Origin of the sequence: Pseudomonas sp. E6002 (assembly GCF_013385565.1) — a bacterium.
In the GTDB taxonomy this organism is placed as follows: domain Bacteria; phylum Pseudomonadota; class Gammaproteobacteria; order Pseudomonadales; family Pseudomonadaceae; genus Aquipseudomonas.
Window position 1 is genome coordinate 1 of record NZ_JACAPT010000002.1, and the last position, 25,154, is coordinate 25,154.

General features: G+C 61.7%; 19 protein-coding genes. 6 read left to right on the forward strand and 13 right to left on the reverse strand.

Annotation, left to right across the window (positions count from 1 at the left end):
* Positions 1–221: 221 nt before the first annotated feature.
* From HX815_RS02115 to HX815_RS02140, 6 genes are read right to left on the reverse strand one after another with little or no spacing between them, the layout of a single operon-like run.
* Positions 222–1,619 (reverse strand): sigma-54 dependent transcriptional regulator, encoded by a 1,398-nt coding sequence (locus HX815_RS02115; protein ID WP_003216481.1) that lies wholly within the window; start codon positions 1,617–1,619, stop codon positions 222–224.
* Positions 1,609–3,387, reverse strand: a complete 1,779-nt coding sequence (locus HX815_RS02120; protein ID WP_177027747.1) for a HAMP domain-containing sensor histidine kinase — start codon at positions 3,385–3,387, stop codon at positions 1,609–1,611. Before HX815_RS02120 ends, HX815_RS02115 begins: the two co-directional genes overlap by 11 nt.
* On the reverse strand, positions 3,387–4,511 hold the full coding sequence (locus HX815_RS02125; protein ID WP_177027748.1) for a GNAT family N-acetyltransferase: 1,125 nt from the start codon (positions 4,509–4,511) through the stop codon (positions 3,387–3,389). The genes HX815_RS02120 and HX815_RS02125 overlap by 1 nt, the downstream gene beginning before the upstream one ends.
* Before the next feature lie 16 nt (positions 4,512–4,527).
* The gene (locus HX815_RS02130) at positions 4,528–5,394 is read right to left on the reverse strand and encodes a carboxylesterase (protein ID WP_003216475.1); all 867 of its coding nucleotides are present in this window, start codon (positions 5,392–5,394) and stop codon (positions 4,528–4,530) included.
* On the reverse strand, positions 5,391–6,785 hold the full coding sequence (locus tag HX815_RS02135; protein ID WP_003216473.1) for an aspartate aminotransferase family protein: 1,395 nt from the start codon (positions 6,783–6,785) through the stop codon (positions 5,391–5,393). Before HX815_RS02135 ends, HX815_RS02130 begins: the two co-directional genes overlap by 4 nt.
* The gene (locus tag HX815_RS02140) at positions 6,778–7,482 is read right to left on the reverse strand and encodes an MtnX-like HAD-IB family phosphatase (protein ID WP_008435530.1); all 705 of its coding nucleotides are present in this window, start codon (positions 7,480–7,482) and stop codon (positions 6,778–6,780) included. Before HX815_RS02140 ends, HX815_RS02135 begins: the two co-directional genes overlap by 8 nt.
* A gap of 229 nt (positions 7,483–7,711) precedes the next feature.
* Here HX815_RS02140 and HX815_RS02145 point away from each other — a divergent pair, with 229 nt between their 5' ends.
* Positions 7,712–8,482: a MipA/OmpV family protein gene (locus HX815_RS02145; RefSeq protein ID WP_102369842.1), complete on the forward strand. Its 771-nt coding sequence runs from the start codon at positions 7,712–7,714 to the stop codon at positions 8,480–8,482.
* Positions 8,483–8,685: 203 nt separating this feature from the next.
* On the opposite strand, the gene HX815_RS02150 is transcribed toward HX815_RS02145, so the two are convergent.
* Both HX815_RS02150 and HX815_RS02155 read right to left on the reverse strand, forming a co-directional pair.
* On the reverse strand, positions 8,686–9,339 hold the full coding sequence (locus HX815_RS02150) for a DsbA family oxidoreductase (protein ID WP_177027749.1): 654 nt from the start codon (positions 9,337–9,339) through the stop codon (positions 8,686–8,688).
* Positions 9,340–9,401: 62 nt separating this feature from the next.
* Positions 9,402–10,421: an alpha/beta fold hydrolase gene (locus HX815_RS02155; RefSeq protein WP_177027750.1), complete on the reverse strand. Its 1,020-nt coding sequence runs from the start codon at positions 10,419–10,421 to the stop codon at positions 9,402–9,404.
* Positions 10,422–10,624: 203 nt separating this feature from the next.
* Between HX815_RS02155 and HX815_RS02160 the strand changes: the two genes are divergently transcribed.
* Positions 10,625–16,201, forward strand: a complete 5,577-nt coding sequence (locus tag HX815_RS02160) for a dermonecrotic toxin domain-containing protein (RefSeq protein WP_177027751.1) — start codon at positions 10,625–10,627, stop codon at positions 16,199–16,201.
* A 96-nt stretch (positions 16,202–16,297) separates the two neighbouring features.
* A complete protein-coding gene (metR, locus tag HX815_RS02165) occupies positions 16,298–17,215 on the forward strand; it encodes a transcriptional regulator MetR (RefSeq protein ID WP_003216460.1) in 918 nt (305 codons plus the stop codon).
* 113 nt (positions 17,216–17,328) lie between these two features.
* Here metR and HX815_RS02170 read toward each other — a convergent pair whose 3' ends face one another.
* The 5 genes from HX815_RS02170 to HX815_RS02190 form a co-directional block, all read right to left on the reverse strand.
* Positions 17,329–17,739, reverse strand: coding sequence for an NUDIX domain-containing protein (locus HX815_RS02170; protein ID WP_102606051.1), 411 nt, complete (start codon positions 17,737–17,739; stop codon positions 17,329–17,331).
* Positions 17,740–17,787: 48 nt separating this feature from the next.
* Entirely contained in the window at positions 17,788–19,134 is a 1,347-nt protein-coding gene (locus HX815_RS02175) for an HD domain-containing phosphohydrolase (protein ID WP_177027752.1), read from the reverse strand.
* Between the two features lie 182 nt (positions 19,135–19,316).
* On the reverse strand, positions 19,317–19,589 hold the full coding sequence (locus tag HX815_RS02180) for a type B 50S ribosomal protein L31 (RefSeq protein WP_003216453.1): 273 nt from the start codon (positions 19,587–19,589) through the stop codon (positions 19,317–19,319).
* A 100-nt stretch (positions 19,590–19,689) separates the two neighbouring features.
* Positions 19,690–21,015, reverse strand: coding sequence for an APC family permease (locus HX815_RS02185; protein WP_177027753.1), 1,326 nt, complete (start codon positions 21,013–21,015; stop codon positions 19,690–19,692).
* Between the two features lie 228 nt (positions 21,016–21,243).
* Positions 21,244–22,065 (reverse strand): carbon-nitrogen hydrolase family protein, encoded by an 822-nt coding sequence (locus tag HX815_RS02190; RefSeq protein ID WP_177027754.1) that lies wholly within the window; start codon positions 22,063–22,065, stop codon positions 21,244–21,246.
* Between the two features lie 93 nt (positions 22,066–22,158).
* On the opposite strand from HX815_RS02190, the gene HX815_RS02195 reads away from it, so the two are divergent.
* The 3 genes from HX815_RS02195 to HX815_RS02205 all read left to right on the forward strand — a co-directional run bounded on the left by HX815_RS02195 (position 22,159) and on the right by HX815_RS02205 (position 25,036).
* On the forward strand, positions 22,159–22,923 hold the full coding sequence (locus HX815_RS02195; RefSeq protein ID WP_003216446.1) for a LuxR C-terminal-related transcriptional regulator: 765 nt from the start codon (positions 22,159–22,161) through the stop codon (positions 22,921–22,923).
* A gap of 130 nt (positions 22,924–23,053) precedes the next feature.
* Positions 23,054–24,673: an FMN-binding glutamate synthase family protein gene (locus tag HX815_RS02200; RefSeq protein WP_003216444.1), complete on the forward strand. Its 1,620-nt coding sequence runs from the start codon at positions 23,054–23,056 to the stop codon at positions 24,671–24,673.
* A 66-nt stretch (positions 24,674–24,739) separates the two neighbouring features.
* A complete protein-coding gene (locus tag HX815_RS02205; protein WP_177027755.1) occupies positions 24,740–25,036 on the forward strand; it encodes a cupin domain-containing protein in 297 nt (98 codons plus the stop codon).
* Positions 25,037–25,154 lie beyond the last annotated feature (118 nt).

Here is a 25,154-nt window from a genome sequence, read left to right on the forward strand (position 1 = left end):
TGTGCTTTTGCTTTTGATCTTAGGCACCCCGTCAACCACGATGGCCGGAGTGCGGGCATGCCGAGCCTAAGCGAGGCACCGAGTGGTGGGGCAAAGACCTTTTACTTTTGGCTGGGCCGGCATTCCGGGCGTTTGCCAAAAGTGACTCGCTGTAAGAGCGGAACCATAAGTCGCCGTTACCTAAATAACGGATATGCCCCCAAGCAACCGCTCAGCGCCCCCTAGCGAACAATCTTGTCCACCTGAATCCCCAGCTTCTTCAACCGATACCAAAAACTGCGCTCGGAAATCCCGATCTTCTGCGCCGCTGCAGCCTGCACCCCGTTGCTCTCCTGCAACGCAGCCATGATGTAAGCCTTCTCTACCTCAGCCAGCGCCGCATCCAGATCCTGCGGCACACCCGGCCCGTTGCTGAGTATTGCGCCCACCCCATCCTCAGCCGGCGTCGAAGCAAACAGATACGCCGGCAAATCAATATCCTCGATCACCGGCGTCGCCGCGACAATGGTCGCCCGCTCCACACAGTTCTGCAGCTCACGAATATTGCCCGGCCAGGAATACGCCGCCATGGCCTGCAACGCCTCGGGGCTGAAACCGGTGATGCGTTTGCCCGCCGTGGCACTCAAGGTCTGGGCAAAGTGCCGGGCCAGCGGCGCGATATCTTCCACCCGCTCACGCAAGGCCGGCAGCGGAATCGGAAATACGTTCAAGCGGTAGTAAAGGTCTTCACGAAACTCTTTGTTCGCCACCGCATCCAGCAAATTCTTGTTGGTGGCAGCGATCACTCGCACATCCACCTTGCGCTCGCGCGGGTCACCCACCGGCTCGATCACCCGCTCCTGCAAGGCCCGCAGGATTTTCGCCTGCAACGCCAACGGCATGTCACCCACTTCATCGAGAAACAACGTGCCCTTGTCGGCCTGCATGAAGCGCCCGACCCGATCCGCCACGGCGCCAGTGAAGGCGCCCTTGCGGTGGCCGAACATCTCGCTTTCCAGCAAGCCTTCGGGGATTGCCGCGCAGTTGACCGCCACAAACGGCTTGTCGGCGCGGTTGCCGTGTTTGTGGATGGCACGGGCGACCATCTCCTTGCCGGTGCCGCTTTCGCCCGTCAGCAGCACCGTAGCGTTGCTGTCGCGCACCGAGTCCACGGCGTGCAGCACGCGGCGGAACGCCGGGCTGTCACCCACCAGGCTGTCGAACTGCGCATGTTCATCCAACTCGGCACGCATGCGCGCGTTGTCGCGCATGATGTCGCGAAACTGCAGGGCCTTCGCCACCGTGATGTCCAGCTCGTCGATATCGAAGGGCTTGGCGATGTAGTCGTAGGCGCCGTTGCGCATCGACTGCACCGCGTTCTTCACGGTGCTGTAGGCGGTCATCACGATCACCGGCAGTTGCGGGTAGCGCACCTTGATTTCCGCCAGCAGCGCCGGCCCGTCCATGCCGGGCATGCGCCAGTCGCTGATCACCAGGTCGATGTCTTCCTGCTCCAGCACCTTGAGCGCGTGCAGGCCGTTGCCGGCGGTAAACACCTGGATCCCGCTCTGGCTCAAGGCCGACGAAAGCAAGTCACAGAGCTTGGGTTCGTCGTCAACTACCAATACGTTATGCGTCATCACCATCCTCATCATCGCCGTCGTCTGCACCCTGGGCCGGAATGTACAGGCTGAAGGTGGCGCCGGCATCTGTCTCGCTGACACATTCGATGCTGCCGTCATGACTTTCCATGATCGAGAACACTTTGGCCAGACCCAAGCCCGTGCCCGAGGCCTTGGTGGTGACGAATGGTGTGAAGATCCGCTCGATCATGTCCGGCGCAATGCCCTCGCCGGTATCGCCGATGCTGATCACCGTGTTGCCGCCCACGCTGTGGATGCCCAGGGTCAGGCGCCCGCCTCCGGGCATGGCGTCGATGGCGTTGAGAATCAGGTTCAGGCACGCCTGCTTGAGCTGCTTGGCATCGGCATAAATCGTCGCGCCGGGAGCCGCATCATCAATTTGCGCGTCGATGTTATGGGTCGCAAGCTCAGGCCCGCAGAAGCCGAGGATCTCCTCCACCACCGGGCGTGCCGCCTGCACAGTGCGCAGCGGTGCACTGGGTTTGGCGAAGTCGAGGAATTCGGTGATCAGGTCGTTGATCCGGCTGACTTCGCTGATCACGTATTCGAGGTGACGCTTGTCGGTTTCCGGCAAATCGGCGCGGCGGTGCAGCAACTGGGTGGCCGTCTTGATAATGCCCAGCGGGTTGCGAATTTCGTGGGCCAGGCCCATCGCGACTTCGCCCAGTGCATGCAGGCGGTCGCGGCGGCGCAGTTGCGCTTCCAGGTGATGCAACTCACCGAGGCGCTCGGTCATGTGGTTGAAGGTGCTGCTCAGTTGCGCCAGCTCGTCGCCGCCGCTGACCGCCACACGGTGCTGATAGTTACCCGAGATCACCGCGCTGACGCCTTCGGACAGATCCCGCAATGGCCGGGTCAGGCGCTGGGACACCAGCATGCCCGCACCAAGGGACAATGCCGAACTGAGCAGGAAGATCAACACGAACAGATTGCTCTGGTTCACCAGGCCCACCAGGCTGGTATGGCGCAGCAAGCCACTGAAGATCACCCCTTGCAGCTCGCCGGCATCGTTGAAGATCGGCCAGTACAAACCGCTGTAGTTGTTGGTGAATTGTTCGCTGGGTTGCTTGGTGCTGCGCAGCGCGGATTCGATACTCGAAGGAATCCGCGTGGGGTGATCGACGAAGCGCTGGGTGGAGAAAATCTCCGAAAACCCGGTGGGGTTGGCCAGGTACAAGCGCAGGTCGAGGGAATGCACATCGGCCACGCTGGTCAGGAAACTGCTGTCCAGATAAGTGGCCACCAGCAGTTGATAATCGACGCCGTCCTCGCTGGTCTCGAAGGTGGACACCACAACCCCGGTGGTCACGCCACCCACTTCGACCGTCTGCAACACCGCATTACTGGCCAGGTTGATTTGCTTGACGATGTCGTCGGCGGCGGTGGTAAACACGATTTTGTGGTCACTGCTGCGGATCAGCGCGACCACGTCGATGTCGGTGGCGGCGGCAATATCGGCGGTCAGCTTGTCGTGTTTCTCGGCCTGGCGCGACGACGGCGGCTTGGTGTAGCGCAGGAACAGTTGGGCGACCCGGGCGTTGTCGTGGAGGATGTCGCCGATCTCGTCCTTGACGATCTTGGTCGACTCCTGCAGCCAGATACGCACGTTACTGTCGAAGATCTGCGACAGCGTCGTCGCGGCCAGCTCCGCCGCGATCATCGTCGGGATCACCGTCACCAGCCAGAACGCCAACACCAGCTTGCGCTGGACGCTCCAACGCGAAATGGCAAAGGGGCGGGCTTTTTGGCGGGTCTTGTTGATCATCAGGTTTCGCTTATCGCAGCAGCCATGGCAGGGTCGGATCGATCCGGTCGGAGAAACACTTTTGCAACGAACAGCGCACGGTTGACCAGCCAGTTACGGTGGCGGAAAAACATGCTGTTGCCCTGGAACTCGCAGCCCAGCAGCAACTTGCTGGCATAGCCGGCCTGACCACATTCATATAACGCAATATCGTTGCGAATACAGTAGTCGATGTTGGTTAACCAACTGCGCACCGCCAGGCTGTATTCGCGACTGTAGTTACTGTCTTCGCCGAAAAACTTGTCAATCAGGCGATCCCGGTTAAGCAGGATCAGGTTGAACGCCACCAGTTGCTCGTCCACCCAATAAAGCACACAGACCGCACGTTCCTGCAGCTGTTCAAGGATACCGGTGAAATAGCCTGCCGGCAGTCGCTCGAACTGCAGGTCGGAGCGTTCCAGGGTGGCCTCATACAGCGCCATGATGCGCGGCAGTACGTCGTCGATGTTGCGTCGCCACTCGACACGCGGCCCCGGCGCACGCAGTTTGCGGCGCAGGTCCTTGCGGGTGGCTTTGTCCAGGGAACCGAGGTAGGCGTCAACTGAACCAAAAGGGATCGGCAACAAGGCCGTTGGCAGGCTGGGCATGCTCTGGAAACCCGCGCCAAGGCAGCTGTTTGACCAGCCTTCGTCCCTGGTCGGTGCATCCTTGACCGCCACCAGCCCGACGCCGAACGTATCGGCATCCTGGCGTGCGGCGGCGAGTAACTGCGCAAGCAACGCCTCGCGCCCGGATTCGACAACATGACTGGCGACACCCGCATTGCACTGTTCCGCCACCGGCGAGCCGATGGCATACAGGCCCAGCTTCAAAACACCCGGCCACAGTCGCTCCAGGCGCTCGGTAAAGCGCTTGCCTACGCCTGACACGGTGGTGTCCAGGCGATACCGCGTAATGAACGCCGGCGCGACCGCTACCAGCGTTGCCTCGTCAAACACCGCGAGGTAGCGCCACTGGAAATCATCAATAGCGGCGTTTTCCACGGCCACGTAATAGTCCCAATCCTCCAGGGCATCGGGAAAACAGTCGTTCCAGGCACTGCGTTCGATGGCCCGAATGGTCGAAAAGGCTTGGGCGGTGATCACGTCAAATCCTTAGGGTTCAAGCCAGCTGTCGATAATCTTCAGGTGCCTCTGTGGCGTGTGCGTGCTGCCCGACAAACTCGGCACTCAACTCGATCACCCGACGGTATTGCAGGTCGACGGTGATCATGTGGTAGCAGTTGTCCAGCAGGATCTTGGTCACGGGGCCGCCGAGATGGCGTTCCACGTAATCGGCGTTCCAACGGCTGGTGATGTCATCCTCGATGGAATGCAGCACCAGGGCCGGGGTCTTGATCGATGGCATGAGCTTCTTCACCACGGCATTCATCCAGTGCAACTCGCGCACCGTGACGCCCTCCATGGTCAAGAGACCCGCCTCGCTGCTCTCCCCTTCCTTCATCTGCCGCTCGACGATCGCCCGCAGGCGCTCGTTCTTGATGCCGTAGGGCGGCTTTTCAGTAAAGCGGAACAGGCGCACACCGAAGGGAATACGGATCAGCAAGGGCGTGATGAACGCCATCTTGTTGATGCTCCAGCCGTCGTACTTCAACGTCGTGGAGTACATCAGCAAGCCGGCAACCTGGCCGGGGAACTGCGACGCCACGTACATCGACATCACCGCGCCCATCGACAAGCCGCCGACGAATACCTGCTCGTGACGCTGTTTCACCGCGACGAAGGTCTTGCGCACGCCTTCGTACCAGTCCTGCCAGCCGGTGGCTTGCAGGTCGCTGTTGTCCCCGCAGTGGCCGGCCAGGGTCGGCACGTACACCGTGCAGTTACCGACCTTGGCCAACCCCTGGGCCACCCGACGGAGTTCCGTCGGGGTGCCCGTCAGGCCGTGGATCAACAAGATCCCAATCGGACCGCTACCGAGAACGAAGCCGGCATCACCTTCACCGAGGTCGATCTCGTGGCTGCTCACCGTTTGGTCGCTCGCACAAGCAGTTGCTCGAGCAGCTTCAGGCCCAGGTCGATTTCCGGGTAGCTGATTTCCAGGGACGGTGCCAGGGTGATCACGTTCTTGTAGTAGCCGCCCACGTCGAGGATCAGGCCGAGTTTCTGACCGTCAACCACCATGTCGCCCTTCATGCCTTCCTCGACCATGTAGTCCAGGGTCGCCTTGTCCGGAGTGAAGCCGTCCGGGCCGCAGATTTCGCAGCGCAGGGCCAGGCCCAGGCCATCGACGTCGCCGATGATCGGGAAGCGCTTTTGCAGCTCTTGCAGGCCGGCCAGGAAGTATTTGCCCTTGGCCATGACCATTGCGCCGTAATCGACTTCGCTGGTCATCTTGAACATTTCCAGGCCTACCGCGGTGCCCAACGGGTTGGACGCGAAGGTGGAGTGAGTGGAGCCTGGCGGGAAGATCTTAGGGTTGATCAACTCTTCCTTGGCCCAGATGCCGCCCAGCGGGTTCAGGCCGTTGGTCAGCGCCTTGCCGAAGACGATCACGTCCGGCTTGACGTCGAAGTGTTCGATCGACCACAGCTTGCCGGTACGCCAGAAGCCCATCTGGATTTCGTCGACGACCATCAGGATGCCGTGCTGGTCGAGGACCTGCTTGAGCTCGCTGTAGAAGTTCATCGGCGGGATCACGTAGCCGCCGGTGCCCTGGATCGGCTCGACGTAGAAGGCGGCGTATTCGCTCTGGCCGACTTTCGGGTCCCACACACCGTTGTATTCGGTTTCGAACAGACGGGCGAACTGCTGCACACAGTGGCTTCCGTATTCTTCCTTGGTCATGCCTTTAGGGCCGCGGAAGTGGTACGGGAACGGGATGAAGTTGGCGCGCTCGCCGAAGTGGCCATAGCGACGACGGTAGCGGTAGCTCGAAGTGATCGACGAAGCGCCAAGGGTACGGCCGTGGTAGCCGCCTTCGAAGGCGAACATCAGGCTCTTGCCGTTGGTGGCGTTACGCACCACTTTCAGGGAGTCTTCGATGGACTGCGAACCGCCCACGTTGAAGTGCACACGACCGTCGAGGCCGAATTTTTTCTTGGCGTCGACTGCAATCATTTCCGACAGCTCGATCTTGCCTTTGTGCAGGTACTGGCTGGCGATTTGCGGCAGGGTGTCGATCTGCTGTTTCAGCGCGTTGTTCAGGCGCGGGTTGGCGTAACCGAAGTTAACGGCCGAGTACCACATTTGCAGGTCGAGGTAAGCCTGGTCTTCGGTGTCCCACACGTAGGAGCCTTCGCAGCGGCTGAAAATGCGCGGCGGGTCGATGTAGTGAACGGTGTCGCCGTAGGAGCAGTACTTGGCTTCTTTATCCAGAAGAACCTGGTCTTCTGCGGTAGCGATGCGGATATCAGACATGGTGGAAGAGTTCCTGATTGTCGGAAGAGGTGCTGAAGGAGGTGGCGTTGGCGGCGATGCCCTGAGGCAGCTTGGCCAGCAATGCCGGCAGTTCGGCGAAGGTGTCGAACCGCGCGTAAGGGATGTTGTTGGTTTCGCAGTAGTCGGCCAGGCTGGCCTTGGCGAAGACGAAGTCGGCGGTGGAGGCCACGCACATGTCGGACTTGCCGTCGCCGATCACCAGCACGCGCTTGTTGCGCGGCGTGGACTTGCACTTGCAGTTGCCGGAGGCGGCACGGCAGGCGTCGCTGGCATACGGGAAGTCGATGCGCCAGCTGTTCTGGTCGACCTGGCGCAGGCGGTTGGCGAGGATCGGCAGCAAGGTCACGTAGTTGCGCGACAGAATCCGCGCGATGCCTTGTTCGATGCCATCGCTGACCACTTCAATGGAAGCGCCCAGGCCCATGACGTGGTCGACGAAGTCCGGGAAGTCCGGATCGATCTCGACGCTGTCGAAATACGCCAGCAACTCGGCCGGGGTCGCCTTGATCAGCGCCAGTTGACGGCTCAGGCATTCGCGCGAACCGATGTGCCCATCCAGCCATTCCTGCTCGATGGTTTCCCACTCGGGGCCGGCGAAGCGTTGGAGGACGTTGTCGATGACGTCGGTAGGAGTGATAGTCCCGTCGAAGTCACACACGATATGCCAGTGGATCATCTGCATTTACCTATGAAGTAGGAACGCGCTGTTGCGCTTGCAGGGGATAGAGCATGGAGTGTGCCAAGTGCCACCAACCCCTGTTTTCAAAGGGTTTGGCGGGTATCGGCGTGTGGTTGTGTCGGAACTTGCTACAATTTTTGTAGCTCGCTACAACCTAGATGAGTGCTTGCCTAAGGCAGGGCGTTTGCGCGTTCATGCGCGCATGTTCACAAAAGGAAATGGCTCCATGTTCAGGGTTACTTTTGCTGTATTCACCGGCTTGCTGGGGCTGTGGGGCGTTTGCGGCGCTGCGCTGGCGGACGGAATTACCGGTGAAGCCGGCGCAGGCGTCAGCTATCAGCCCCACGATCCGACGGGCAGCCGCTACGAAACGCGGCCGATCCCGTATTTCGACCTGGATTGGGGGAGTGTCAGCCTGGGTACCGACGATGGGCTGACCTGGAGTGCCCTGAATACCCATGGCTTTACTGCCGGGCCTTACATCAACTACTTGCCGGGGCGGACGGCCAATGGGTCGCTGCGGGGCTTGCGTGATGTTTCGGATATGGCCGAGATCGGCGGCTTCATCCAATACGCTCCGGCTGAGTTCTGGCGGGTGTATGCGCAGGTGGGTCAGGCCGTGGGCGGGGCGCGTGATCAAAGCGGCGTGGTGGGCAAGCTCGGCGGCGAGTTGGGTTATCCGTTGGGGAGCGGCATTATCGGCAGCACCGGCCTGATGGCGCACTTTGCCGATGCCCGCCAGGCGCAGACGTTTTTCGGGGTGGATGCCAATGAGGCTGCGGCCTCCGGGTTTCGGCCGTATAACGCCAGTGCCGGGTTTCAGAACCTGACGTTGACGCAGAGTTTTGAGTTTCCTTTGGATGCGAAGTGGTCGCTGTTGACCAGTGCCAGTTGGATACACCTGGTGGGGTCAGCGGCCAATAGCAGCATCGTCAAGGAGACCGGGGATGTGAATCAGGGGCAGGTGCAGACTGCCATCAGCTATAAGTTTGATTGAAGCAACAGCAAAATCAAAGGCGGGCACGGTCCAAATGTGGGAGCGGGCTTGCTCGCGAAGGTCGTTAACGATGACGTGGGCATCCTGATTCAACGCGGCGCTCTCAGGTTTTTCGCGAGCAAGCCCGCTCCCACATAAAGCGGCTCTGCTTTTGCTTCTAACACTCAGGTCGGCTGCTTTTGATTTTTATCTGACAGCCCCATTCAGCCCTTGGCCTCACTGATAATCTGCCGAATCGCCCCGACAAACGCCTCAGCCGGCTGCCCACCACTCACCGCGTACTGATCGTTGAACACGATGGTAGGCACAGAAGTCACCCCGCGAGATACCCACAACTGCTCCTGCTCCCGCACCTCGGCGGCATATTCGTCCGAAGCCAGAATTTCCTCTGCCCGCACACGATCCAGCCCAACACCCTCGGCAATCCCCGCCAACGTCCCGTGATCAGACGGATCCTGCTGGTCAGTGAAATACGCCTTGAACAATGCTTCCTTGAGGTTGTACTGCAACCCCTCAATCCCCGCCCAATGCAACAGACGATGCGCATCAAACGTGTTGTAGATACGACTCTGCCCGTCAGTACGAAACGCAAACCCCAACTCCGCACCCATATCACGAATCCGCGCCCGGTTAGCCTGGGACTGCTCAGCCGTGGAACCGTACTTTTCAGTGATGTGCTCGGTAATGTTCTGCCCTTCGGCAGCCATGTTGGGGTTCAGCTCAAACGGCTGGAAATGAATCTCGGCCTGCACCTCCGGACCCAGTTGGTCCAGGGCCTCGGTCAAGCCACGCAGGCCAATGATGCACCAGGGACACGACACGTCGCTGACGAAATCGATTTTCAGGGGAGTACTCATGACTAGGCAACCTCGCTGGCATTAAACGCCGGAAAGGTCCCACGATACACCCCGTCAAGCCCTTACAAAACCTTCGCAGGCACCACCGGGTCGATCTGCGCCCAATGCGCCGCATCCTGCCGATGCGCTTGCAAGTAGGGCAAGACCGCCGCCAGCAACGGCGCCTTGAACGCCTCCTGGAAACGATGGGCCAGCCCCGGAATCAGCCGCAACTGGCTGCCCTGGATATGCGCCGCCAGGTGCACACCATGCATCACCGGCAACAACGGATCGGCCGTGCCATGCACCACCAGCGTCGGCACCCGCAGTTGATTGAGCAACGGCACCCGGCTCGGTTCGGCAAGGATCGCCATGATCTGGCGCTTCACACCGTCAGGGTTGAACGCCCGGTCGTACGACTGCGCCGCCTGCTGCAACAGCACCTTGCGATCATCCTTCACATAAGGACTGCCCAGCGCCGCCAGCAGGTCGGCCTGTTGTTCCAGGGCCACTTCACGATTGGGCGCGCTGCGGCGCGACAACAGCTGCACCAGCGCCGCACTCGGTGCCGGCAGGCCTTCGGCGCCGGAGCTGGTCATGATCAGCGTGAGGCTTTCCACCCGTTGCGGCGCCATGGCCGCCAGGTGCTGGGCGATCATGCCGCCCATGCTCGCGCCCAGCACGTGGAACTGCTGAATGTGCAAGCCGTCCATCAAGCCCAGTGCGTCATTCGCCATGTCGGTCAGGGTGTAGGGCGCCGCCACCGGCAGACCGAGCTTGTAGCGCAGCACTTCAAAGGTCAGGTTGGCGCTGGCCGGTGCCTGGCGCCAGGTGGACAGCCCGACATCACGGTTGTCATAACGAATCACCCGAAAGCCCTGCTCACACAGGGCCACCACCACTTCGTCCGGCCAGTGGATCAACTGACCGCCCAGGCCCATCACCAGCAGCAAGGCCGGGTCGGAGGCACGACCAATGCTCTGGTAGGCCAGGCTCACCTGTTCCAGATCAACCCGTTCAGTCGGGACATTCACATCACATCGAGAAGCCGCAAAGGACGGCAGGCCGAATAACAGAGCGGCCATGAAAAACAACACGCGCATGAAAAACACCGAAACGCAGAACCCCAGTAGAGCGCGAGTCTGATGAACTTTGTACAAGCGCGCTGCCACAGTTCAGTGACAGTTTGATGAAGGGCGCCCAACGGTCATCCGCGTATCTATCTATCACCTCACGCCCTGGCCCCGCCTTTTTAATGGTGCATTCACCGGCAAGCCCGGTCTCACCAGAGCATGAACACACCATCATGAGTGACCTCACCCTACTTCCCCCGTCTGCCACCCTGAGCGACTTCGCCTCACCGTCGCTTCCAGGCCAGGCCCGCCTCCAGGACCAGAGCCTGTCCCTGCAAGCCTCAGCGCGCTGGCGCGAAAGCCAACAGGAGCTGCATCAACTGATTGCCCAGGCACCCGGCGTGCGCGACTCCATCGAACAACTGCTCACAGAGCATTGGCAACTGGGCGCCGCACCGGTCGGCCTGGGATTTCTCAAGACCGAAGATCACGACGAGCACTTCGTCAGCCTGGCGGATGCCTGGGGATTTATCTGCCAGTTTCCAGACATCTCCCCCACCCTGGATGCCCGCAGCACCGTGGTCGGCCTGGCGTCCCACCGCCTGTCAGCCCTCACGCCCGTGCAATTGCTCAAGCGGCTCCAGGCACTGGGCCTGGGGAAACTGCTCAGCGCCCGCTGGGAAAACTATTGGAGTACCCGGGCGCCGGGTACGCCGTTGTCCCGTCGCGAGCGGGCGGCACAACTGTACTGCCAGCATTTCGAGGCCTGCGGGCAATCGGCCTATGCCCAGGGAAGGCTGGGTGCCCAACAACTGATCTCGTTGCAGACAGTGCTCAACCCGGTCACCACCCCCAATGGCGTACGCCCCGTCGAGACCTGCCAGCTGGCGTTGCTGCTGCCCGACCAGAGCAAGGTCAAATTGGCTGGCGCCTGGGTCATCTCCGTGGGCCAGGAGCCGCTGTTGACACAAACCCTGTACCTGCCCTGCCGGCAACCCGGCGTGATGGTCTTCAGCCAACGCCGCGACATGGAGCAGTGGCTGGTCGCAGCGCATCAGCAACTGATCCCGCCGGACGTCGCGGCTGACGCTGTCACCGTCGAATACAGCTCGCGCACCGAACCCCTGGAGCACGGCATTCTGGACCTGCTGTCGCACCTGCACGCGGCTCAGCTGGAAAGCCTGCGCAACCGTCATCGCAATGGCAGTGACCTGGCCCGTTACGCCAACCATGCCCTGGATGATGCCGACCGCCTGGACAGCCAGCGCCGGGAAATCCCGATGCTTATCGCACCGCATCAACAGGCAGCTACGCCCGGCCCGGACGCTGACGACCTGCCTCCTGCCCTGCCCTTCGGCCACCTCAGCGCCGACATTGCCCTGGGCCAACGCTGGGCCGCGATCAGGCTGCAACGCAGCGCACTGGAGCGCTTCCTGGGCGATGGCCCTGAGCAAACCGCCCGACTGGCGCAGTTGAAGGGTTTGATGCAGGCGCTGAAAGACGCAGAGCAGGCCGGCAATGATGCCGCCAGCGGCCTGCTGGCAAAAAAAGCCGCCTTCGATCAACTTGAGCTGCGGCAAAAACCCAATCCGGACTATGACGCGCTCTACCAGGCGCGGCTCGCCGCCCTGCGCGCCGAGGGCGCCATCCAGCATGCGCTCCAGCAGATCAGCGATGAAGAACACGGCCTGCTCCTGGCCGTCACGGAACACCCCGCGGCCCCGGAACTTCGCCCGGCTGTCGCGGTGACCCGCCTGATCCTCTCCAGCCGTGACCCAAGGGAAGGTTCCGAGGAGCTGACAGGCCTGTTGCTCATCACCCAGACCAGCGCGCTGACCTCTTCGGCGCCCCACAGCCTGTTGCTGTACTGGCCCGGCAATGCAGGGGGCCTGCAGCGTTTCGAATCCCGCCAAGCCCTGGAACACTCGCTGTTCAAGCTGTCGAGCGAAGCGCAGGACGTCACCCTGCAATTGTCGCTGCTCACCGGCGACCCGATTGAATACTCGTTGCAACAGCAGCTGTACGCCAGCGAACAACAGGCGTATGCGCTGATCTCCCTCTTCCCGGTGCCTCCGTTCGGCCAGGAGCGAACCGAAGGCCTGGACAGACTCAAAGAGCAAACCCTGTTTACCCTGCAAACCCCGGTGTGCCCGGCGCGGGAACTGGCGTATGGACAACTGCTCGAGCAACAACGCAGCAGCACCCTGGCCGGGGCACTGCCTGGGGAGTTGAGTCAGTTGCCGGCAGATGAACGCCTGGCGCTCAAGCACCTGATACACGCGCAGATCAGCGCCCTGCATCGCTCGCAGCAACTGCTCGAGCGCGAGCTGGAACCCTTCGACGACTTCGGCCAGCGCCGCCTGGACCAACGCCTGCGCGAAGACTTCCAGCTTGAACACACCTGGTCGGTGCAACTGGACCTGCCCGATACGGTCAGCCAGGAGCGCGAATACCTGTCCGAATACGCGGGCCCGGGTACACCGTTCAAGTATGTGACGGTGCCCAGTGCCCGCCGCAGCACCCTGTCATTGTTGCAACTGGCCCAGCAAAACATCGACCCGACGCTGGCCCAGCGCCTGACCTACATGAAGCTCGATGTCTCCGGCCCCAATGCCCCTGAAACCACCCGGCTGACCACCGGCCTGTCCCTGGAATACCTGAAGACCCTGGTCAAGGAGCTGGACCTCGCCGGGGCCTACGAAAGCTTGATCACCCGCACCTTCCTCGGTGATCCCGCGGCGGCGCCTTTCACCACGCAGCACCGTCGCGAATGCCTGACCGAGCCCCTGCGCCTGATGCTCATGCTGCAAGGCAAACGCGCGCGGGCCCTGGGGCGAGTCGACGACAACGATCTGCGGCTGCTGAGCATAGCCATCGACGCCGACAACGCGGATGCCTGGCAGGTGGAAGACAAGAAAATCGTGCTGCTGCCGGCCACCCTGAGTGCGGGCGGTGAAGATACCGACTTCGGTCCGACCACCCTGTCAGGGGTCACCTTCATCCAGGAACAAATCTCCGGCACAACCCTGCTGTACCTGCCAAACAGCCCGGACAACCAGGACCTGCGGCGCTACGCGAGCCTGGAACTGGCCCGCAAGGCGCTCTACGACCTCAGCCTGGTCAGCGGCATGAGCGCCTACCTGGCCGGCCTGGCCATCAAGGGCGACACCGCCGCCCACCTCGCCCGGATCGCTCAGGCCCAGCAACGGAATTTTGATCCGGTCTTTGCCGTCGGAACCCCGTGGCCGGCCACCACATCGCTGGCCGCCCATTTGCTGAACGCCCATATGGGCCGCGTCATAGAAGCGCATCGCGCGACCTCACGCTCCAACGCGGCCTTGTTGCTGGAGCAGAATGCGCTGCGCGCCGGGCTGATCTTCAACTACCTGAAAATCGCCCTGGGGCTGGTGCCTTTCGTGGGTTCGGTCGTCGCGTTGTATGACGCCTGGTCCAGTGCCAACCTGGCCACTGCTGCGTTCCTGCGCGGGAACGTCGGCCATGGCCTGGCCGAGGTCGAGGCGGTGCTGTTGTCGCTGATCGACTGCGCCATGGACATTCTGCCGGGCAGCCTCGTCCTGCCGGTCAACGCCCGCGCCGCCACGCGCCAGCGTCAATTGCGCCATCTGGCCAGCAGCGCCGCCAGCCTGCACCTGCCCTCGGTCACCCAGGCTCGGCGGGCGGCACAGCGTTTCGCCGGTTATGAATATGAAGGAGTGATCTCGCTGGCCGGGCTGCAACCGCAGACCCACGGTTTTTATCGCAATGTGTACCGGCATACCGAAGGCGACTTCATCATGCGGCGCGGGCGCATCTATCAGGTTGAGCTGGCCGGCGATCCCCTGGACTGGCGCCTGAGCCCGACCCGCAGCAAAACCTACAAGCAGCCGATTGCCCTGGATGAAAACGGCGAATGGGACACTCACTACGGCGTCTACGGCAGCGCATTCAAGGGTGGCCTGGCGGGTGGCGGCAGCGTGCTCGGGCATATGGCCGAAGTGCTTGATCCGATCTGGCCCCAGTCGATCCGTGATTACTTGCCACGCTGGTGGACCGACCGCGCCCTGCGCCGCCAACAGGCGCTGGCCAACAGTATCAACAGCCGCGAAGACCTGATTGCGCTCTCCATTAACCGAACCGAAGAACTGATGGCCCGCACCGACAGCGCAGGCCCGGCGATCCGCAGATCCTTCGAGCAGGACATCGAACTGTACAGCCGCCAGCATCAGGAACTGACGGAGTTCGTGCCCTTTACCAGCGGCAACCGCCAGCGCGCGATCAGAGAGGACATGAGCCGCAATGCGGCGCGCCTGACCCTCACCACCCTGAACCGGGCGCGCTATCACTTCAAGCAGATCGAGGCACGGATCCTGGAGCTTGGAACCCATAACATGACCGCTATCTCCCCCGAGGTTTTCGACACCTTGGCAATCGTTCCCGCCATGCTGGAGATCCTGCGGCAGCGTAAAAGGATCAGCAGCGAGATTCTGCGTGACCTGGACCGGATCGATGCCGACTTTTCCCAGTTCAACCGCTGGTTCGATCAGGTTACCGATGCCGCCCACCGTACCCGGCTAAGCCCGATGCTGGAGCAATTCCGACGTACGCTCAATGACAGCTACCGCACGCACCTGAAATTTTTACACCGCTTCGATACCCTTGAGACTTACCCCGAAGTTGCCGAGCTGTCTTGGTTCTACTTGCGGGCCCAGGCCCGGGACAGCTACGCCAAAGTCAACCGCGCATGGGCTTCGCATTTTGAACTGCCCAACGCCAGCGCCAACATCACACAGCGGCGCAAGGTGCTGGAAGACTGCATACAGGCCTATGAACAATTCCGGCTGACCATCCGCACCTGGAACCTCGGTTACCCGCAGCATTTCGACCAGGCGCAACTCAGTGCGTTTTTCGTCGACATTGACCAGATGATCGAACTCGCCCGCCGGGCCATCAAGGAGTCGCCGGCAAGCCGCCCACCGGCCGGGCAACCCGTGCGGCGGGTATTCGACACCGAGGACAATATTTCCCTGGTGGGCACCGAGAGCATCGACCCACAAACCCAAGCCACCACTTACCAGGTTGAGAGCGCCAGCGGGCGCGTCGAGACCTGGGTGAAGGGCCCCGGCGGCAAATCCCGACTCAAGGACAGTGCTGCCTCGGAACCCGCGCCGCCGGAGTCCAACGTCAAGCCGTTCGTGGTAAGCGAAGCCAGGGCTCGCCTCGACAACGTCGCGCAGTACGAAAGCCGCGCCATCGCCTACACCGAGCAAAAAATGCTGCCGGTGGACCTCGAACACCTGCTGGTCAGCGAAGCGGCCGAGTTGAACCTGCGGGCCAATCGCCTGGAACGCCTGGACCCCACCGAAGACCTCGTGCGCCAGTTGCGGGCCAAGGCCGCGGAGCTGACCATCAAGGGCCGCAACCTGCGAATCCGCCAGACCCTCGCCAGCAAAACCCCTACCGAAGGCTATCTGGACTACCTTCGCGAACAACGGGTGGTGGAGATTCGCAAGGGCGAACCGGCCCGCAACCTCAATGAAGGCAAGAAAGGACGGGCGGATTATCTTCAGGAATACGTGGTTCAGGACCTGACACAAACGCCGCCCGCCACCCTGTGGTACGCGCACTTTCATTACGACAAGGCCGGGGCGCAGTTCGACGAGTTCACCAAGGCCCACTTGAAGATTCCCGAGCAGCGCAACCTGGGCCTGCAATGGCAAGTCGCCCAGGCGCAAGCCGGGGCCGCGGTGGACCCTATCTGGCGCGGCAATATCGGGCGAGCGCTGGCCACCCGGCACTTTGCCGGGGTGTGAGGCGGCGGGACTTGAGCACGACGGTCGACAGGCCTATCAACATGAGACAAACTCAACCGGTCCGAATTTGTCACAAGTTATATTCATGGAGACCCCGTGCTCGAAATCCGCCATCTCAAGACCCTGCACGCCTTGCGCGAAGCCGACAGCCTGGTGGAGGCCGCTGAGCGCCTGCACCTGACGCAATCAGCGCTCTCCCACCAGTTCAAGGAACTGGAAGAGCGCATGGGCATGCAGTTATTCGTGCGCAAGACCAAGCCGCTGCGCTTCACCAGCGCCGGCCTGCGCCTGCTGCAACTGGCGGACGCCACCCTGCCCTTGCTGCGCGGTGCCGAACGCGACATCGCGCGCCTGGCCGGCGGCACGGCCGGGCGTTTGCACATGGCCATCGAGTGCCACAGTTGCTTCCAGTGGTTGATGCCGACCATCGACCAGTTCCGCGATGCCTGGCCGGAAGTCGAGCTGGACCTGGCCTCCGGCTTCGCCTTCGCGCCGCTGCCGGCCTTGGCCCGTGGCGACCTGGACCTGGTGGTGACCTCGGACCCGCTGGAGCTGCCGGGCATCACCTATGTACCGCTGTTCACCTACGAAGCCATGCTCGCCGTGGCCAACCAGCACCCGCTGGCGAACAAGCCGTACATCGTGCCCGAAGACCTGATCAGCGAAACCCTGATCACCTACCCGGTGGAACGGGATCGCCTGGACATCTTCACCCGCTTCCTGGAACCGGCGGATGTAGAACCGGCCCAGGTGCGCACCTCGGAACTGACGGTGATGATGATGCAGTTGGTGGCCAGCGGTCGCGGCGTGTGCGGCATGCCCCATTGGGCGCTGCATGAATACAGCTCCCGGGGGTATGTGAAGGCCAAGCGGCTGGGGGAGAAAGGTTTGTTTGCCACGCTGTACGCCGGGATTCGCGCCGACATGCTGGACGCGCCGTACATGCGTGATTTTCTGCTGACGGCCAAGGACACCTCGTTTTCGACCCTGGACGGCGTCAGCGCCGTTCGCTGACCTGTAGCGGATACCTGTGGCGAGGGAGCTTGCTCCCGCCGGGCTGCGCAGCAGACCCAAAAATCCTGGGGCCGCTTCGCGCCCCAGCGGGAGCAAGCTCCCTCGCCACAAGATCAGGCAGGGATCAGAGAGGCGCGGTAGAACGGCAGAATCAAATCCCGGGTCAGCGGCGCAAGCTGCAAACCGCCGTCGCCCGCCGGGTCGATCCAGCACACCTCTTCAATCTCGGCAGCCGGCATCACCGCCACGTCGATGTGCACCTGGAACAATTCGGCCTGCACCACAAACCCCGGCTCATTCGCCGCCGGCGCCGAGAACTGCCCAAGGTACACAGCCGCCGCCGGATCAACTCGCAGGCCCAGTTCTTCGTGCAGCTCACGGGCCAAAGCCTCTGCGGGTTGCTCGCCGGCATCGATCTTGCCGCCCGGCTGCATGAAGGCCTGGGTGCCGCGCTTGCGTACCAGCAGGGTCTGGCCGTCGCTGCCGATCAGCAGGGCGGCGGCGATGCGAATGGTGGAGGTCATGAAAAGGTCGCCTTGAATACAAAGGCGCAAGGATCCCATGAACCGGTCTCACCCCGAAAGCAGTGCCTCATCCGGCTCCTTGATGAACACGCTGTACTTCGCCCCTTCCATGGCCTCGAACGCAATCAGCTTGTCCACCAGCGGCAGGTTCAACACCTTGCCGGCGTTGAGCAGCAGCATGCCGTTGTCGGCGTTGAGGTTGCGCGCCAGCACCATGCCTTCGGCCAGTTCGCGGGTGGTCAGGACCTTCACCGACGGGTCGCCCAGGGTCACGTCGCTGAGGAACGCGGCGCACGCCTGGACGAAGTCCTCGACCATGTCCGGGTCGTAAAGGCGCCCGGCGTATTTGCGGATGTAGAGCAGCGCTTCGTCGCTGTTCATCTGCCGCTCGAGGATCAAGCCGCGTTGCAGTTCGATGAAGTCCACCGCCAGTTTCAACAGGCGCGAACCCACAGGTATTGCTTCGCCCTTGAGGTGGTCGGGAAAGCCGCTGCCGTCCCAGCGTTCCTGGTGATGGCGGATCAAGCGTGCCGCGTCTTTCATCGGTTCCAGGGTCATCAGCAACGATTCGCTCTGGGCCGGATACGCCCGGTACCGCTCACGGTAGGTGCTGTGCAGCAGGTCGCTGGGAGAGACCATCATGTTGTCGCTCCAACTCAACTTGCCGATGTTGTAGAGCGCGGCGGCCATGGTCAGGTCGCGATTACTGGCCTCATCCAGGCCGCGGCCGTGGCACCAGGTGCGCACCAGCTCGATGATCTGCCGGTTGGTTTGCTTGGCTCGGGGCAAGCGCAGGTTGGCCAGCAGCGAGAACACTTCGGTGCCGGTGGCGTAGCTGTGTTTGAGTTCTTCGTAGGCCAGGTCGAGCATGTCGGCGGTTTGCTGCAGCTCGCTGGTGCGTGAGGCCACGCGTTTTTCCAGGCTGGCGTTGAGTTGCTTGAGTTCGTCGTTCTGCTGGCGGGTCAATTGCTCCAGGCGCAGGCGCTCACGCTCGGAGTGTTGATGGGCCAGGGATTGCCGCAACGCCAGCAGCAGTTCTTCGTCTTTCCAGGGTTTGCTCAGGTAGCGGTAGATCTGCCCTTCGTTGATGGCCTTGATGATCAGCGTCAGGTCGGTTTCACCGGTCAGCAGGATGCGCACGGTGTGCGGGTAATCATGGTGGATCTGCGCAAGCAGGGTGGCGCCGTCCATGTCCGGCAGGCGCGCGGCACTCATCACCAGGTCGACGGGTTGCTGCGCCAGAATCGCCAGCGCGTGAGCGGCGTCGGTGGCGCTGCATAATTCAAAGGGTTCCAGGCGCAGCAACTGCGTCAGGCGGTCCAGCACGTCCGGGTGTGCGTCAATCAACAGCACTACAGGGCGGTCGGGATTTGCGAAGGTCACTGACTCTCCCATGGGGCACCTCGTATAGCGTCGATGTGCGTGTCCTACGGTCAAGGTAACAGCCTCCTGGCCATTACCCAGCAGTTTAGTCGGTTTTTCTTTGCAGTGATGGCCTTGCGATATCACTTCGTCAGATAGGTATAAAAAAGGGCCACTTCATTGAATGAAGCGGCCCTGAGGTAACGCGCGGTGCATCACGCCTCGGCGGTTTTACCGGCCGAACCAAACGACGCAAATCGCTTGTTGAAGCCGGCGATGCGGCCTTCGGACTGGGTCTTGCGCTGTTGGCCGGTGTACACCGGGTGCGAGGCACTGGACACGTCCAGGAGTACGTAGGGGTAAGTGTTGCCGTCGCTGTGTTGTTGCGTACGGTCGGTTTCCACGGTGGAACCGATCAGGAAGAAAACGTCGGCGGCGGTGTCATGGAACAACACGGTGCGGTAGTCGGGGTGGATACCAGGTTTCATAAGGCCTCCGGGGCGTCTGGGTGAACATCAAGTGTTATACAGTAACACAAATGATGCACCCAAACGAGAACCGATTGCAATAAGAATAGACCCCGAGCTTCTATGCGGCTTCCTGGAAGTCCATTTCCGGGGGCTGCCGGGAGAAGCCCCGCGTCAGGAAACCCAGGTACAGCAGGCCAATCGCCAACCAGCTCAGGCCCAGGTAAATCGCCAGGTGATCAAGGCTGACCATCAACCACAAATCCGCCATCAGGCCGATGGTCGGGAACACCAGGAACAGCACCAACTCCCGCAAACCGCGCTGCTTGGCACCGATCCAGTAGTGGAAGATCACCGACAGGTTCACCAGGCTGAAAGCCAGGAACGCACCGAAGTTGATGAACGAGGTGGAGGTGGTGACGTCCAGTCTCAACGCCAGTAACGCAACCACCGCGCACAGCAGGATGCTGTTGACCGGCGTACCGAAGCGCGCGTGCAAGGTACCGAAGAACGACTTGGGCAACACCCCGTCGCGCCCCATCGCAAACAGCAACCGCGAACCACTGGCCTGCGCCGACAGCCCCGAGGCGAACTGGCCGACGATCAGGCCGATCAGGAAGATCGACACAAACAGGTCGCCGCCAATGTTGCGGGCAATCTCGTAGGCGGCAGAATCCACGTCGGTGAACTCGAACGATGGGTGGGCGATCTGCACGAAGTACGACACACCGACGAAGATCAGCCCGCCGATCAGGGTGATCAGCATGATCGCCCGGGGAATCGTGCGGCGCGGGTCGCGGGTTTCTTCGGTCAGGGTGCTGACCGCGTCAAAGCCCAGGAACGAATAGCAGGCGATCGCCGCGCCGCTCATGATCAACGGCATTTGCATCTGGCCGTTGAAGAACGGGGTGATGGTCCACAGCGGCTTGCTCGCATCACCGCCGATGTAGTGGATGCACAGCGCGACGAAGGCGACCAGCACCAGGAACTGCACCAGCATCAGCAAGGCGTTGATGCCGTTGGCGAGTTTCAGGCCGATGATGTTGATCACACTGGTGACCCCGATAAACGCCAGTACCCAGACCCATTGCGGCACGGCCGGGAAGGCCGAATGCAGGTAGGCCGCGCCGATCAGCCAGATGGCCATGGGCAGGAACAGGTAGTCGAGCAACACCGCCCAACCGGCGATAAACCCGAGCTTGGGGCTGATGGCCTTGCGCACATAGCTGTAGGCGGACCCAGCCACCGGAAACGCCGAGGCCATGCGGCCGTAGCTCATGGCGGTGAAGAACATCGCCACCAGGGCGGCCAGGTAAGCGGCCGGGACCATGCCGGCGGTGGATTGCGCCAGGATACCGAAGGTGCCCAGGACAATGATCGGTGTCATATAGGCGATGCCAAACAGCACCACCGACCCTAACGACAGGGTGCGTTGCAAACGAGCCATGAGCGATTCTCCGCGCAATTATTAGATTTATGGCAGAACTGAAGTCGGTGCAGCGAACGCAATAATTTTTATGGTTGAAGCAGCTTTTTGGTGAAATGCAGCTTCTGTGGCGAGGGGGCTTGTCCCCCGTTGGGCTGCGAAGCGGCCCCAGAAAAAGCGGGAGCGCTTCGCACTCCAACGGGGGACAAGCCCCCTCGCCACAACAGCATCCTTGCCACGAGACCCGTGTCAGGGTTTGGGGATCAACAATTCCCGCGTCCCGTCCTCGCGCTCAATCACCTCCCCCGGCAATTTCAAGCGCTGGTCATCCAGGTAGCGATAGTCCTGTCGCGCCGCCGCCAGTTGCCCCAGGTCCAGTTCAACGCTGAACTGCCCTTCCCCACGCCCGGCTTCAAACAGCAAGCTGCCGAACGGGTCGACCAGCGCACTGCCACCGGCGAACATCAGGCCGTCATCGCCCTCTTCCACTCGGTTGACCATCAGCGCGAACGCCTGGTTTTCCTGGGCGCGGGCCATGATCGCAGTGCGGTGGGTGGGGCCGTACGGGTCCATGTTGCCGTTGGTGACGATCAACACTTCAGCGCCCAACTGCGCCAGGGCCCGGGCGGTTTCCGGGAATTCGATGTCGTAGCAAATCAGCATGCCCACGCGCACGCCGTTCCACACGCAGGTGGCGTAGCGGTCACCCGGGGTGAAGACGCCGCGGTCCGAGGCCCACAGGTGGGTCTTGCGATAGCGCAGGGCGATGCCGTCCGGAGTGATCATCAAGGTGGTGTTATAGAATTGGCCCGCGTCGCTCTCGGCCATGCCGATCACCACGGCGATATTGCGCGCACGGGCGGCCTGGATAATCGCCTGCACGGTCGGGCCGTCCACCGGCTCGGCCACCTCGGCCACGGTGCCGGCGGTCGGGAAGCCCATCAGGTGGGTTTCCGGGAATACGACCAATTGGGTATCCGCCGCACACGCAGCAATTGCCGCCAACGCGCGCTCAAGGTTGTAAGCTGTGCCGTTATCGCGGCCTGCCAGCTGGGCAAATTCGACCTTCATGGTTATTCCTTGTTCTTTATCTGTGGCGCAGTATGCGCAGCCGCGAACACTCGGGAAATCACGCAGCCGGGTTAACCCTATGGGGGTAGATGCATGACATTGTCGCTGGAAGACATCGCCTGGCACCGTTCGGTGGGGCAGATGATAGACGCCCTGGACCAGCCGAATTTCTGGACGCAGCTGGTCCGGTTGCTGGACCAATATGTGCCGTTCGACAGTTGGGTGGTGTTGCTGTTCAGCAGCGAGCACAAACCCCTGGTGTTCGCCGAATGCCCGGGCCAGGACGGCGAACCCGACCATCTGTTCCAGGATTACCTCAACGGTCTATACCTGCTCGATCCCTTCTACATCGCCAGCCGCGAACACTCGCGCACCGGACTGTTTCGCCTGGCCGAAGTGGCCCCGGAGCATTTCGAGCTGACCGAGTATTACCAGCGCTACTTCCGGTTGAACGTGGTGGCCGATGAAATCCAGTTCAATTGCCAGCAACCGGACGGGCGAACGCTATGCCTGTCCCTGGGCTCCAAACAGCGCTTTGACCCACAGCAGATTGCCCTGCTGTCGCTGATTCAACCGTGGGTACTGGGCTTGCTGCGCCAGCGCCTGCCCCATGAACTCAACCAGGTGAGCGCTCCGGAGCAGCCGATCCACAACGATGGCTGGGGCGCGCAACTCACCGCGCGGGAGCTGGATGTGGGCCGTTTGATGCTCAGTGGTTGCTCCAGCAAGGAAATCGCTCGTAAGCTGGAAATCTCTGTTGAAACCGTGAAAGTCCATAAGAAACACATGTACAGCAAGCTAGGGATCAAATCCCAGTCGGAGCTGTTCTCGATTTTTCTGCAGGCGCAAAACGCCTGATCGAGCCCTGTAGGAGCGAGCTTGCTCGCGAAAAACGTCAATGCACCGCGGTCATCCAGACAACCGCGCTATCGTTAACGACCTTCGCGAGCAAGCTCGCTCCTACAGGATAAAAACTAAGGAACCCTGTATGAGCCTGTCCTTGTTAAGCCGTTACGCGTTCTTTGCCGTCTGCGTCATTTTCACCCTCGCCAGCATGCCGTTTATCGAACACGAATGGCTGTGGCCGATCGCCGTGGTCACCGGCATCCTTAGCCTGATCGGCATTTTCGACCTGCTGCAAAGCCCCCACGCGGTGCGCCGCAACTACCCGATTCTGGGCAATATCCGTTACCTGGTGGAAGGCATCCGTCCGGAAATCCGCCAGTACCTGCTGGAATCCGACAGCGACGCCCTGCCCTTCTCCCGGGCCCAGCGCTCGCTGGTCTATTCCCGCGCCAAGAATGAAAGTGCCGACAAACCCTTCGGCACGCTGATCGACGTTTACCAGTCGGGCTTTGAGTTTATCGGCCACTCCATGCGCCCCGCGCCGCTGAGCGATCCCAGCGCGTTTCGCGTGATCGTCGGCGGCCCGCAATGCAAGCAGCCCTACTCGGCCTCGGTGTTCAACATCTCGGCCATGAGCTTCGGTTCGCTGAGCGCCAACGCGATTCGCGCGCTCAACCAGGGGGCCAAGCTCGGCAACTTCGCCCATGACACCGGTGAAGGCAGCATCAGCCCCTATCACCGGGAAAACGGCGGCGACCTGACCTGGGAGCTCGGCAGCGGCTACTTCGGCTGCCGCACCAGCGCCGGCCTTTTCGACCCGGAACGCTTCGCCGTGCAGGCGCAGAACCCGCAAGTGCGGATGATCGAAATCAAGATGAGCCAGGGCGCCAAACCGGGCCACGGCGGGATCCTGCCCAAGCACAAGGTGACCCAGGAAATCGCCGACACCCGCGGCATCATGATGGGCGAGGACTGCATCTCGCCGTCGCGCCACAGCGCGTTTTCCACTCCCATCGAAATGATGCACTTCATCGCCCAGCTGCGTGAACTGTCGGGCGGCAAACCGGTGGGCTTCAAGTTCTGCCTGGGCCACCCGTGGGAATTCATGGGCATCGCCAAGGCCATGCTCGAAACCGGCATCCTCCCGGACTTTATCGTGGTGGACGGCAAGGAAGGCGGCACCGGCGCCGCGCCGGTGGAGTTCACCGACCACATCGGCGTGCCGCTGCGTGAAGGCTTGTTGTTCGTGCACAACACCCTGGTGGGCTTGAACCTGCGGGACAAGATCAAGCTCGGCGCCAGCGGCAAGATCGTCAGCGCGTTCGACATCGCCAGCGTCCTGGCCATCGGTGCCGACTGGGCCAACTCGGCGCGGGGCTTCATGTTCGCCATCGGCTGTATCCAGTCGCAAAGCTGCCACACCAACAAATGCCCCACCGGGGTAGCCACCCAGGACCCGTTGCGCCAGCGCGCACTGGTGGTGCCGGACAAGGCCCAGCGCGTGTTCAACTTCCACCGCAACACGTTGAAGGCCCTGGCAGAAATGCTCGCTGCCGCCGGTCTCGACCACCCTTCACAACTGTCGGCCAAGCACCTGGTGCGGCGCATGTCGGCCACCGAGATCAAGCTGTTCTCGCAGTTGCATGTATTCCTGAAACCTGGCGAATTGCTCACCGGCGAAGTGAACGGCGAGTTTTATTCGCGCATGTGGCAGATGGCACGGGCCGATAGTTTTGAGCCGAATGAAATCGCCGCGGCCTGAGCCCGCACTGAACAACCCCGCTGAACCGGACCACCGAACGGCATCGTTGAAACAAGGAGCTTCACCATGCCGTTACTCGACTTCACCGCCCTTGCCGCCCAACTGCCGGACACCTGGAAATCCACCCGCGTGGGCCAGGTCGGCCCGGCGCGGATCAAGGTGCTGCGCATGGATGCACAGGCTTATGAAGAAGAAACCCACGACTACAACGAAGGGCTGTTGGTGATCGACGGTCTTTTGCGCCTGTCTATTGGCGAGGAGGCCATCGACGTCGGCGCCGGTCAGATGTACCTGGTTGAAGCCGGCATCGCCCACGCGGTACTCGCCGGCAGCCAAGGCACGCTGGTGGTCATCGACGTTTAAACAAAGCGATGAGACATTCAGCAAAAAACTCAGCTTTGCAATTGCTTACAAATACCGCCAACCTGCGCCCGCCCGACGTACGGCTCGACTGAAGCCGTCGTCCACTTGTCATTACTAA